Genomic DNA, 10,687 nt, shown 5'->3' on the forward strand with positions numbered 1-10,687 from the left:
CCGTTATAATAAACCGTGTCTATAATGGTTCATTTTTATCTCCAATTCTTGCTACATAATTTTACTCCTTAGTTATGTAGCAAGATTTTTATAAGGACGCTAAATGGGTATTATTAATAGAATATTAGGCGAAGATGGCCGGATTACAAGAGCAAAAAGAAGAGAAGAATTTGCCAGCAACCTTATAGGTAACCGTAAGGCTATGCTAGAAGCCGTTACTACGGCTTCGGCAATGGATACGGTCAGTTTTTGCACTCATTTTCCTACCGCCCGCCGTGCGTGGTTACTGCCCATAAAGACTGCTCTTGATAGCGGCATAACCTTTGATAAAGATAACGCTATAGCCCAGCAAATACTTACCGAAACAGATTTAATACCCTTACTTAACCAGCTTATAGACCCTATAAATGGCAATGACAATGACATAGAGCTGATATTTAACCAAGATACCGGTAAGTTTGAGCAAGCTACTTTTATTAATAGCATTAACAACCAACAGCCTAGCGTTAAGTTTAATTATAAAATCTATTTAGCAGCCAGCACTAAGCGTACTATAGCGCAGCACGATTTACTCTTTGATACTATCTTTTCGTTAGGCCTTATTAGCCAGCAAACCTTTATTGAAATTGAAAAAGACTCAGATATTATGGCCACTAAGCAGATAGAAAAACAGCTTGGTGATATAGCAAAAGAGGCTACTAACTTTGGCATAACCTTCCTTAAGGGCGCTAAGGCAGTGAATTTAGGCAAAGATGTAAAAACTTATGTAGATGTACTTGCCGAGCAACGCACTAAAATAGCTAGCGATGTTGGCATACCGCAGGCTGTGCTCTTTGAGCAAAAAGATGCTAGCAGCATTTTTAACGGTAAAACCAGCAACCAAATGCGCTTTGAGCACTCTATTGCGCAAATTCAAAGTAGTATTTTAATGCCATTTTACCGCAAAGCCTTTAAGTTAGTGCCGCAGCTTAGTGGTCGTACCTTTAGTATTCCGCAAGCCTTTGGCCGCGATAAAGAGCACTGGCAAACCTTTAATGTACAACTTCGTTCACTAATGGAAGAGTTTAGGTTAGAACTCATTACCAAAGAAGAGTACCACCAAGCTAAATTAAAACTAGAACAAGAGGTATTTATAAATGATTAAACAAACAGATGAATGGTTTAAAGTACATAATCCAAGTATTTATACACACGGTTGTTTATTTTTAAGCTTAGTGGCCACCCGCGAAGATTTTTCCAACCTAAGCCACGCGGCCATTAACGCCATGTACAAAGGTTGTGTAAAACTTGGCCATATAACTGATAACGGCAAGCTAAAGTCTTTCGTAAACAGCTATGACAACGTACTTAAGGCCATCGGCAGTAACTACCGCTGGGCTAGCCGCAGTGAAGCTAGGCCTTTTTGCAAAGACGAAGTAATAGGAATGGTACAAGGCAAGGTAGCTATTTTAAGGATAAAAACCAATCTTGGCAGCCATTTTGTACTTTGTAAAGATTTGGATACTTATGACCCCTACCAAAAACCGGCCAGCTATGATTTAGTCGAGGAGTATATTGACCGTATTGATTTACTCAAAAAGGTGGCAAAATGAGTAAAATAAAACTTATTTATAAGCCACTTGATAGTAGTGAAAAAGGACTGCAAGCCTATACATGCCACATGGCTGCCTTTGGTATTGGCTACGATTTTATGGCCTACCTTAACCAATTTGGCCATAAAAGCCTCTTAAACTACTTTTTTGGTGTTACGGCTAAAATTGGTGATAAAGAGTACAAGCTGGATACTAGTTTTAGTGTCCTATCACCAGACGACTTAGCTAATATTTTTGTTATGGTAGGTAAAGAACGCGGTAAAACCATTAAAATTGACGCTATATCGGCTAAGGCTGCTAACTACAGCAACCTTACTCAAAGTACCGCTTACTCGGCCTATACCGCTATGGTGTTAGATATGGCCATCGCTAAACCTACCTTTTTGACCGATGTGGTAAATGGCCTTAGCTTAGTGGCCGAACCCGCCATTTTAATTGATATTTACACACAGTTCAAGGCAGCCTTGAATTCCGATACCGAACAACTAGCTAGGGATATTACTAGCAAAATAGAGGCTTGCCCCGAAATTGTAGCCATCATGTACCCTAAAAAGGAGGAGGAAGATAATGGCTAACTATATAGCAAGATTCATGGAGAGCGGCCTTGTGGGTTATGGCCTTAGCGGTAACTGGTTGGTACGCAAAGAAGTTATTAATGCTATGCTTGATAGCTACAAAGATAAACCGGTTTTTATTAACCATAAAAGTGATAAAAAACCGGTTGGTAAAGTAGAGAATGCCTTTTATAACCCTACCGATGGCTGGTATTACGCTAATATTAAGCTTGATAGCAGCACAGCCAAAGGCTTAGTGCATGAGTTTGACTGGAGTGTTTCTTGCGCTTATTCGGTATTGCAGTATGACTATAGTAAAGCCCCTTATATGTACAATGGCATTTATTATAACTACGAGGTAATGCAAGGTGAATTTTTAGAGTTATCACTCACCGATAGCCCACGTTACGGGGACGCTAATATTAAAAGTTTAAATAATAGTATCGAGGAGGTACTTAGTATGACAAAAGAAGAGGCGCAAGCCTTGATAAACAGTAGTGTTGCCGAAGCTGTAGCAATGGCCTTAAAAGAGGCTTTACCGGTATTAATTAATAGCTTAAAAGGCGAAAAAGAGCCGGTTAAGCAAAACGGCAGCGCCGAAAGCCAATTCAAGACGGTAGAAATGGCAAAGGCCGAGCAGCGGTATAACGCTAATTTACTAAATGAAACCGAAGAGGCTAAAGCCTTTGTTATGGCTAACTTTAATGATAATGGCGATTATAAGCCGTTAGCTAGGTTAAATACAGCCTTAGAGGGCAAGCTTGGTGAAGAAAGGTTAGCTACAACCCTAAAACATCTGCTAATTAATAGTGGCCTGTATTACAACTTGCAAGGGTTAGAAGAGAGCATTGTTGATGGCATGAGCCTAGATGTACTTAGAGATAGGGCAACTCTTACTAAGGCCAAAATAGCCGAAATTAAGGCAAACTCGGCGGCGGCAGTGGCCAACGCTAACCGTAACAAAGAGCAAAAAGACCCATTATTGCTTTATTTTAAGCAAGATAAGGCATTTATTAAAAAAATTAACGAACAGGAGGCAGCATAATGAGACAGGCAGTATTTGCAGAACAGCAAGGGGCTGGCTTTATCCACATTAATCAAGCAGGCGGCACTACTACCTATAGTAATTTTAGTGGCCAGCCGGAGCAAATACCGGTACGCACACGCGCCGGATTAGGATTAGCCAGTAATGGCCGCTTTGTAGGTGTTTGTACCCAAAATGCCGCTAACAAAAATGAGGTAGCCCTTTGCGGTACCAATGTGGTTATTAATGTGGTGCTGGAAGATAACACGCCAGTGTTGCCAAACGATATGCTGGCCATTAATGAAAATGGCGAGTTTAGCCCTACTGACGATGTACAGCTGGCCGTTGCTGTAGCAACTGGTAGTAGCTTTGCCAGCCAACGTTATGATATGGCGAGCGATAGCATGGTTAATGAGTTTGTGGTGGCTGCCCGGCTAACTGTTAGCGTTAGCAATAGTGCTACTAACCCGCCCGATTTAACCGGCATTACCATTAGCGGCAGTAGTTCTAATATGACCACTGGCCAAACAAGGCAGCTTAGCGCTGCACCTATCCCTAGCGGAGCCAGCTTAGGTTCTTTAGCTTGGGCTAGCAGCGATGATACCGTTGCTACTATTGATAATAACGGCCTTATTACCGCCACCGCCGAAAGCGGCACGGTAACTTTTACCGCTACTAGTGGCAGTATAACCAGCAACGGCATTACCATTAATGTTAATGTGGCCAGCGTGCCAGTAACTCCGCCGCAACAAAGCAGCGAAGAAATTGCTCCGATGGGCACAAACTTAGATTTAGATATTGATACAGAAGATAAAGATTGGGCTAAGGCCACCCGCGAAGAGCGCATGGCAAGGGCCAGAGAGCTTGGTCTTACGGTAGCAGGTAATATTAGCAATGATAATCTTATAAAGGCTATCATTGAGGCAGAGGCTAAAGCTAAAGAGGAGGCTAAATAATGGCACTTAACAACCGTATAACTACATATAAGCAAGATGTAGCCAACATTTTGGTGCAAAGTGGCTACACCAGTGCAATTAATGGCACAAGGTTACAAATGCTAGCCGAAGTGCGTAATACACATGATTACAAAGAGCTAGGCACGCGCAGCTTGACGATAGGCCAAAGGGCCAGCCGCCGCGCCGAAAATAGCGGTACTAAGTTTATCTCTAGCAAAACCACTATTTTTGAGCGCAAGTTTCAAGAGGTAACCATTGGTATTAAAATTAATGAGCGCGATTACACTATTGCCAATGAAAATGGCAGCTGGCAACGGCAGCTCACTAACGAGCGTGTGGCTGCCACTAAAGCGCTATTAGAGGATATGGATAATCATTACCTTTGGGGACAAACTGAAACGGTAGGCGGTGTTACAGAAATAAACCCGATGGCGCTGTTCCAAGTCACCAATAAATATGTCTATCATGGTAGCAGTGTAGACATTAGTAGCTTTGGTGGTAAAGACCTTTACGATATGGTGGTTAGCTTAGAGCGTAAGCTTTCTCGTGAACGCGGTAATACCTTAGCTATTGGCACCGGATTACTTGATAAAATTATTGGTGCCAGCGTGGGGGAAAGCACCAATATACCGCTGCGCGAGGCATTAATTCAGCGTTTAAACAATGGTGAAGTTATGACGCATGAAGGCTTTGATATTGACGAAAATAGTAGCAAAATTCTGATATTTAACCGCTTTAGTCAAAATGCACGTATGATTGTTGGTACGCTGACCGAGATAGCCAGCAGTAATATGGTGCACTTAGAAGATGGCCGCTCTACTTTTGTAGAGCTATGGCGAACCATTGTGGGTAACTGGGAATTTGATACTAACGATGTCTACATGGCAGAAGCCACCGTTACTTATTAGAGGTTGGCTATAATCCTATGCCTGAATGTAAAAACTGTCAAAAATACGAAGAATTAGCCAAAAAAGTTGATTATATCAACCAAGAGCTAGGTATTTACGTAAACAAATGCAGTCGTACGGGAAATGGTTTATTCGGGCATATTAATTATATGGAGAGCAAACAAGAGCGCGATTTCCAACATCTTAATGTTAAACGGAAAGAGCTTAGAGATTGGCTTGAAGGGCAAATTATTAACAAAGAAAAAGGTAATGTTAATAGCCGCTTAAACCAGCTGGAAGATTTCCAGCTAAGCCTTAGTCCCGGTAAATTACTGTTGCGTATATCGGCAGTGGCCGGCGCCATAGGAATAGTTGTTAGTTATATACAAAGTTGGTTAATTACTATTATTAATTAAAATGATGGCTGTAATGGCCTTTATGAATACTCAAAGGGAGGGTTTAATTATGTTTAAATCTTTTGTCATTCGCGTGGTGCAAAAGCACTTAGTACCATTTATTAGAAAAGTTGCTTTAGAAGCAATTATGAGCCTAAAGGGGCTGCTTACCCCAGAGCAAGAGGCGCAGGCAAGGGCAGAATGCGACAAATGCGCTAAGGATAGCCAAACAGATTTAAAAGCTATTGAGCAGACCGAAAAAGAGGCTATTTAAGAGGGTAGCAAATATGAAAGCTATATATAAGCCTCCTTAGCCATGATATGATATATTATATTATAATTACATAGGGAATAGCTAATAAATTTATTAGCTATTCATTTAACAACTTCCTTTTTGCTATAAATAAGGAGTAATTAACATGAAAAATAGGTTAGATATTAGTTTAAAAGCAACTTTTAAAATTTTATTTTATAGGCTAGCGCTTAATTTAGGTCTTAGGCCCATTGATTGTCAACTAAAATATCGTTGTATACACTACAGTGATGCCAAAGATTATGAGGTTAGATATTATGCAATTAGGAGTAAGCTAAGGGCGAGCTTAGAAAGAGAAGACGCCTTAGAAAAGGCCCTTAAGGCTGAGAAGAACGTGCCATTTTGCCCCGTGTACCCTACCTGCGTAGATACTCGTAAATGTGAACATAACTTTTGGAATGCCTGTATCGCTAACCCTGCTAACCAACAAACTGTTTAATAGGTAAAGTTAGCAATAATGAGCGATTTAATCTCCTTTGCAGCGCAAAATCAGGGTATAAGCAGCTTCTTTTTTAGCTCCAATATCTTTAATGGCCAGCCCTCATTTTTACAGGCCTTACCTTTTACATGGGGAGAATACAGTACAGAAGATGGTATTATGCTACCAGAGCACCCGGTGCCCTACTTAAAGCTTGGTCAGTATACCCATATCACCCCCGTTACTATTAGCTTTAACGGCTGCCGCTTTACTAGCCCATTAACCGGCCTTGCCGGTAGCAACATGGCCTTAATACGGGCTCTAAAAGCCATGCAAAAGGTAGCGCCCTTACACTTAATAGGAACAAGGTTAGATGGTGTAGTTTTGTTAGAAAATGCCAGTGAAACTGTTAATAATGCCGACCCATTTGGTGTTTTTAATCTAACGCTTAGGTATTACGATTTTAGCGATTTAATCTTTGAAACCATTGGCGAGCCTGAAGATACCGAATTGGTAAGACCGCATAGCCGTATAGTGCATAGAGCAAGGGGTTAAAGATGGATTTATTAGCGTTAAATTTAATTTATGAAGATTTAACAGGAATTAGGCCAGATGAACAAACCTTAATGGTAAATGGCTTTGTGCTGCAAGCTCCAGCTACCAACATTGTTATTAATAACTCTGTGGTAGAGGCTACATTAGCTGGTAAAAGCCTTGTTTTAAGTAATGATTTTAACAAGATTACTCTCATAGTAGAGCACGCGCAGCCATTTATCATTAATAACAATGGCGATGTGGTGCAAATAGGTATATTTAAAATTAATAACCGAAGGGCTAACTTTAACATTACCAAGTTAGGACAGGACTACTGCCTATGCCTAGTGTTATAAACTTTGCAAGAGAAACCCTCAAAAACAACGAGTTAATCATTAACGGTATTAATGTTTCTAACTATGACTTTACCTGCAATCTTTCTATGCGTAACCAGCTAGATTTAGTGCTAAATGTTACCATTTATAACCTGCCTAAAGCCGTTTTCCTACCCAATGTAGGTGATAATACGGTGGTATTAAACATTAAAGGTATTACTTGGCTTAATGGCCTGTTACTGGGCTTTCCCACCTTTGCTATAAATCACTTAACACGTGAGCAGCAAGTAAACTTTCAAGTATCGCAGGCCGGCGCTATGCAAACTTACTCCTTGGCCCTGCGTGCTGGCCAAACACTAGCTAACATTCCCTTTTTTAGCTTGCAAGGGCCGGCGCTGCCCTTTAAGATAGACCACTCCATTAAAGATTTAACAGCTATCCAAGTGGCTAATACTTTAAAAGATAGAGGTGAGGAGGTGTATGTTATAGGACAATCACTCTTTGCCGGTAAACTTATGGTAGCCACTAGCTCAAATCCGCCGGCCCTGCCAGATACTAGCTTGCTGGGCTGCGCTGTAGTACAAAGATACCCAGACCAATTCGGAATGCTAAGTAGCGTAGATATTATCCCGCCGGAGCGTATTCCTAACTGCATTGGTAAACGGGTAAACATAGGCGGCCAAGATTATACTGTAGATAACTGGCAGTACAACTTTAGCCGCACTAACTTAGGCTTAATTACCCTATTTTTTAGGCAGATAGAATGGGCTTTAAATAGCCTACAAAGGTTAAATTAATTTTTACAGAAAATAGTATACCCTATCAACCCCTATTAATATTGCTCACATCAAAGTTAAAGTGTAAAAAATACTGCTTGCCTACGGTGTACTGCATAACTGCGCTATTGCCATCGTTAGCAAATCCGCCGGCTCCATCGCTAGTAAAGCTAATGTTTAAGCTGCCTATGCCGCTAATTTTACGCATTATGCTTGTAAAATCTTGTGTATTAAGGTTTTTACCAATATTGTTAGTGTAAGTTTGGCTTATAACATCATTTACGGCGTTATAAATTGCCTCTGTAAGGTTAAAAGGTATCTCTTCTTGTGCGTCTACAGAATAACTTACCATGAGCTCTACCTCTATGGGTTTGGCAAGGCTAAAGCTATAGTCTACCTCTTGGCCATTGTTAGCATTTGCAGTTACGGTAATAGCCTCATCATCATCGGCCACCGCCTCTTGGAAGGTGCCCACATCAGCATAGTTTACAAAATTATTGCCAATTTGCAGATAAATCTCTTGTAATTCTTCTTCATCGGTAATATCTTCATCGATATAAACCACGTTTTCAACGCTTTTAGTAACAATTTGTGAGCCGCTTTCGGTTTCTATAGTAACTTTGGTAACATACTGCTTAAAATCTAATATATGTGAGGAACTTAGCATTTTAGCGCGCAGACCAACAACAGTACCATTATTATAGTTAATGGCTCCGGCCTCCATACTCCTAAAAAGTTCTGCCATTTTAAGCCAGCTAGCCAGTACAGCGTTATTTTGCGCCACTATGCTATCGGCCACAGCCTCATTAATGGCATATAATGGTTCTCCTTGTTCACGGCTAAGCGTTAGGCCCATATTAACCTCTTGCTTGTTAAATATTTCTTCTATAATTTGCCGTTTATCTGCCGTTAAATTAGGCATTAGCCTTAATATTTCACCGCTAACTATCACTTTTTACCGCCTTTAGATTAAATTTCATTTTTTTATCTTCAAAGCTATAGATTAAATTATTATAGTCTATCCCTAACACCATAGCCTCGCGTTTTAGCATGGAATCCATATATATAATAAAATCGCGTTGCCCTAAACTTATAGCCTCGCGCATGTGTTCAGTCATGCGTATCTTAAGGCAGTACAGCCGGCTATCTTTAAGTGCTATTTGCCCATTATTTATCTTAACGCTATGATTAGTGTTAATAACTAAACTGTAAGCCATTATGGTAACTCCTTAGCTAAGGCCTCTATGCTTTTTTCAAGAGCGTTTAAAGCACTATTAGAGGTAGAGCTATTGGCTGCCCATTCGCCGGCTTTTGCAATAATGCTAGCCGTTAAGGTTGCGCTGCTACCCTCACCGGCCACAGTCATTAACCCGCTTTGAATAGCGTCAAGGTAACTAACTACTTCTCCCATAGCCTTAGCTAAATCATTAACTTGCTGCAATAAGGCAGGGAACAGGGTTAGAGTTTCTATATAACTTAACCCTGTTTTGCTTGGTATAATAAAACCATCTGCACTACCATTAGTAAAGCCATTAACAGAACTATTAACCGGCGTAAGGTTACCTTCCCCAATGTCTGCTGTGCCTTTATTATCTGTTCTTTTGGCCGGCATAATCCAGTTATTGGCCATAAGCAGCTCTAATTGCTCTTCAACTGTTTGTAGACGCCGCGCCATTTGTAGTGGTGCGCTCATATTAAGACCTTAAGCTCCTAAAGAATGCTTCATTATCGCCGCCTATATTTAGGTCTAACGTATAAGACGTACCAGTTCCATCATTAGCTACAGTTGGTGTAGGTGGTCCTGCTATGTTACAATCTGCCCATCTATGTTCTATTTGGCCGGTAACTCTGTCGGCTATCTCTATATCAAAGCTTAGGTTAGTAGCCATTAAATCATCTAAGTCTTGTAATAGGCTTTTGTCTAGCAAACTAAAGGTAATTTGCATGGTTAATGGTTCGCCTATGGTGGCCACTGTAGTTGTTTGGCCTGTAGGCAGCACATTTTTTTGCAAGCGCACATTATGCTTTGGGGCCAGCTGGGGTATATCTACCAAGCCCGCCTTTTCGTTTAAGAGTAAGGCCCCTAAATATACTAAGCTGGTGCTTAGTCCGTTATCCCATGCCATTAAGCTACCTCCGTTATATCGCCTAATACCTTAGCTATATCTAGCGGTATGCGTATGCTAGTGCTAAAGCCAGAAGCTGTTTTATTAGGGTTACCAAATTCATCTGTCTTTGGTAAATCTTCATAGTTAGTAAAAGTTGTTACCGTAAAATCATCTATTAACCCACGCTCACGGTAGTTGCGTAGTACGGCATTCCATACATTAGCAATGGCAATAAAATCTTGGTTACGCATTTTTTTGCTGCCATTAATGAGTAGCTGTACTGTTTGCGCCTTAATTTGGTTCTTTAGGTCTTCACGGATAAACCATACATTAAGGCCGCGGCCATCGCCGGTAACTAGGTTACCAATAAAAGCTATGTTTAAAAAGTCATAGTTAGCATAAAAGCCAATGCCATAACCTTGAGCGTTTCTAATATCGTTATCGTTATAATTAGGAGGCTGGCCGAGCATGGTATTTAAGCTGCCATTAAACTCACTCTTTAAAAAGGCATTAGGCCTATTGTAAGCGCCTAAAATGGCATACAAAGCATTAAGGCTATCAAAGGCCATTACCCATTCATTAGCCATAAATTTAGTGCCGTTATTTATTAGATAACTAGCTTCTCCGCTGGTAACTTCTTTATAGGCAATTAAGCTTTTACTGCTATCCGACCTTTGAGTTAAAATTATAGCAGCTAATTCCTTTTGCATGGCTAAGCCGCCAATACCTGCCAGTATAATATTACCGGTAATAGCCTTTAATTGGTCATCATTAAGCTGGCCAAAAGTTATTTCG

The 10,687-nt window shown here is 40.6% G+C and carries 17 protein-coding genes; 12 read left to right on the top strand and 5 right to left on the bottom strand.

The annotated features are described in order from the left end of the window. Positions 1-103: 103 nt before the first annotated feature. The 12 genes from FWE37_02620 (at position 104) to FWE37_02675 (ending at position 7,805) form a co-directional block, all read left to right on the top strand. Positions 104-1,144 (top strand): DUF1073 domain-containing protein, encoded by a 1,041-nt coding sequence (locus FWE37_02620; protein MCL2519883.1) that lies wholly within the window; start codon positions 104-106, stop codon positions 1,142-1,144. After that, entirely contained in the window at positions 1,137-1,592 is a 456-nt protein-coding gene (locus tag FWE37_02625) for a hypothetical protein (GenBank protein ID MCL2519884.1), read from the top strand. Before FWE37_02620 ends, FWE37_02625 begins: the two co-directional genes overlap by 8 nt. Further along, entirely contained in the window at positions 1,589-2,167 is a 579-nt protein-coding gene (locus tag FWE37_02630) for a hypothetical protein (protein ID MCL2519885.1), read from the top strand. The genes FWE37_02625 and FWE37_02630 overlap by 4 nt, the downstream gene beginning before the upstream one ends. Then, entirely contained in the window at positions 2,160-3,191 is a 1,032-nt protein-coding gene (locus tag FWE37_02635; protein MCL2519886.1) for a hypothetical protein, read from the top strand. The genes FWE37_02630 and FWE37_02635 overlap by 8 nt, the downstream gene beginning before the upstream one ends. Continuing rightward, entirely contained in the window at positions 3,191-4,126 is a 936-nt protein-coding gene (locus tag FWE37_02640) for an Ig-like domain-containing protein (protein ID MCL2519887.1), read from the top strand. Before FWE37_02635 ends, FWE37_02640 begins: the two co-directional genes overlap by 1 nt. Next, on the top strand, positions 4,126-5,034 hold the full coding sequence (locus FWE37_02645) for a hypothetical protein (GenBank protein ID MCL2519888.1): 909 nt from the start codon (positions 4,126-4,128) through the stop codon (positions 5,032-5,034). Before FWE37_02640 ends, FWE37_02645 begins: the two co-directional genes overlap by 1 nt. A gap of 17 nt (positions 5,035-5,051) precedes the next feature. Continuing rightward, entirely contained in the window at positions 5,052-5,429 is a 378-nt protein-coding gene (locus FWE37_02650) for a hypothetical protein (GenBank protein MCL2519889.1), read from the top strand. A 49-nt stretch (positions 5,430-5,478) separates the two neighbouring features. Then, positions 5,479-5,682: a hypothetical protein gene (locus tag FWE37_02655; GenBank protein ID MCL2519890.1), complete on the top strand. Its 204-nt coding sequence runs from the start codon at positions 5,479-5,481 to the stop codon at positions 5,680-5,682. 145 nt (positions 5,683-5,827) lie between these two features. Continuing rightward, positions 5,828-6,160 (top strand): hypothetical protein, encoded by a 333-nt coding sequence (locus FWE37_02660; GenBank protein ID MCL2519891.1) that lies wholly within the window; start codon positions 5,828-5,830, stop codon positions 6,158-6,160. Positions 6,161-6,178: 18 nt separating this feature from the next. Beyond that, positions 6,179-6,694 (top strand): hypothetical protein, encoded by a 516-nt coding sequence (locus FWE37_02665; protein ID MCL2519892.1) that lies wholly within the window; start codon positions 6,179-6,181, stop codon positions 6,692-6,694. A 2-nt stretch (positions 6,695-6,696) separates the two neighbouring features. Then, positions 6,697-7,029: a hypothetical protein gene (locus FWE37_02670; GenBank protein ID MCL2519893.1), complete on the top strand. Its 333-nt coding sequence runs from the start codon at positions 6,697-6,699 to the stop codon at positions 7,027-7,029. Next, the gene (locus FWE37_02675; GenBank protein MCL2519894.1) at positions 7,014-7,805 is read left to right on the top strand and encodes a hypothetical protein; all 792 of its coding nucleotides are present in this window, start codon (positions 7,014-7,016) and stop codon (positions 7,803-7,805) included. The genes FWE37_02670 and FWE37_02675 overlap by 16 nt, the downstream gene beginning before the upstream one ends. A gap of 25 nt (positions 7,806-7,830) precedes the next feature. On the opposite strand, the gene FWE37_02680 is transcribed toward FWE37_02675, so the two are convergent. From FWE37_02680 to FWE37_02700, 5 genes are all read right to left on the bottom strand, one after another. Further along, positions 7,831-8,736: a DUF276 domain-containing protein gene (locus tag FWE37_02680; protein MCL2519895.1), complete on the bottom strand. Its 906-nt coding sequence runs from the start codon at positions 8,734-8,736 to the stop codon at positions 7,831-7,833. Then, positions 8,726-9,001: a hypothetical protein gene (locus FWE37_02685; protein ID MCL2519896.1), complete on the bottom strand. Its 276-nt coding sequence runs from the start codon at positions 8,999-9,001 to the stop codon at positions 8,726-8,728. The genes FWE37_02680 and FWE37_02685 overlap by 11 nt, the downstream gene beginning before the upstream one ends. Further along, on the bottom strand, positions 9,001-9,477 hold the full coding sequence (locus FWE37_02690; protein ID MCL2519897.1) for a hypothetical protein: 477 nt from the start codon (positions 9,475-9,477) through the stop codon (positions 9,001-9,003). Before FWE37_02690 ends, FWE37_02685 begins: the two co-directional genes overlap by 1 nt. 1 nt (position 9,478) lies before the next feature. Then, positions 9,479-9,910: a hypothetical protein gene (locus tag FWE37_02695; protein MCL2519898.1), complete on the bottom strand. Its 432-nt coding sequence runs from the start codon at positions 9,908-9,910 to the stop codon at positions 9,479-9,481. Beyond that, positions 9,910-10,687, bottom strand: a 778-nt coding sequence (locus FWE37_02700) for a hypothetical protein (GenBank protein MCL2519899.1), incomplete at its 5' end; no start/stop codon positions are given. The genes FWE37_02695 and FWE37_02700, both read right to left, overlap by 1 nt.

Source organism: Spirochaetaceae bacterium, from assembly GCA_009784515.1.
Classification (GTDB): Bacteria; Spirochaetota; Spirochaetia; order WRBN01; family WRBN01; genus WRBN01.

Bases quoted from the DNA above. Each gene is read 5' to 3' on its own strand.
- FWE37_02620 (MCL2519883.1), top strand. From the start codon at position 104: ATGGGTATTATTAATAGAATATTAGGCGAAGATGGCCGGATTACAAGA.
- FWE37_02625 (MCL2519884.1), top strand. From the start codon at position 1,137: ATGATTAAACAAACAGATGAATGGTTTAAAGTACATAATCCAAGTATT.
- FWE37_02630 (MCL2519885.1), top strand. From the start codon at position 1,589: ATGAGTAAAATAAAACTTATTTATAAGCCACTTGATAGTAGTGAAAAA.
- FWE37_02635 (MCL2519886.1), top strand. From the start codon at position 2,160: ATGGCTAACTATATAGCAAGATTCATGGAGAGCGGCCTTGTGGGTTAT.
- FWE37_02640 (MCL2519887.1), top strand. From the start codon at position 3,191: ATGAGACAGGCAGTATTTGCAGAACAGCAAGGGGCTGGCTTTATCCAC.
- FWE37_02645 (MCL2519888.1), top strand. From the start codon at position 4,126: ATGGCACTTAACAACCGTATAACTACATATAAGCAAGATGTAGCCAAC.
- FWE37_02650 (MCL2519889.1), top strand. From the start codon at position 5,052: ATGCCTGAATGTAAAAACTGTCAAAAATACGAAGAATTAGCCAAAAAA.
- FWE37_02655 (MCL2519890.1), top strand. From the start codon at position 5,479: ATGTTTAAATCTTTTGTCATTCGCGTGGTGCAAAAGCACTTAGTACCA.
- FWE37_02660 (MCL2519891.1), top strand. From the start codon at position 5,828: ATGAAAAATAGGTTAGATATTAGTTTAAAAGCAACTTTTAAAATTTTA.
- FWE37_02665 (MCL2519892.1), top strand. From the start codon at position 6,179: ATGAGCGATTTAATCTCCTTTGCAGCGCAAAATCAGGGTATAAGCAGC.
- FWE37_02670 (MCL2519893.1), top strand. From the start codon at position 6,697: ATGGATTTATTAGCGTTAAATTTAATTTATGAAGATTTAACAGGAATT.
- FWE37_02675 (MCL2519894.1), top strand. From the start codon at position 7,014: ATGCCTAGTGTTATAAACTTTGCAAGAGAAACCCTCAAAAACAACGAG.
- FWE37_02685 (MCL2519896.1), bottom strand. From the start codon at position 9,001: ATGGCTTACAGTTTAGTTATTAACACTAATCATAGCGTTAAGATAAAT.
- FWE37_02690 (MCL2519897.1), bottom strand. From the start codon at position 9,477: ATGAGCGCACCACTACAAATGGCGCGGCGTCTACAAACAGTTGAAGAG.
- FWE37_02695 (MCL2519898.1), bottom strand. From the start codon at position 9,910: ATGGCATGGGATAACGGACTAAGCACCAGCTTAGTATATTTAGGGGCC.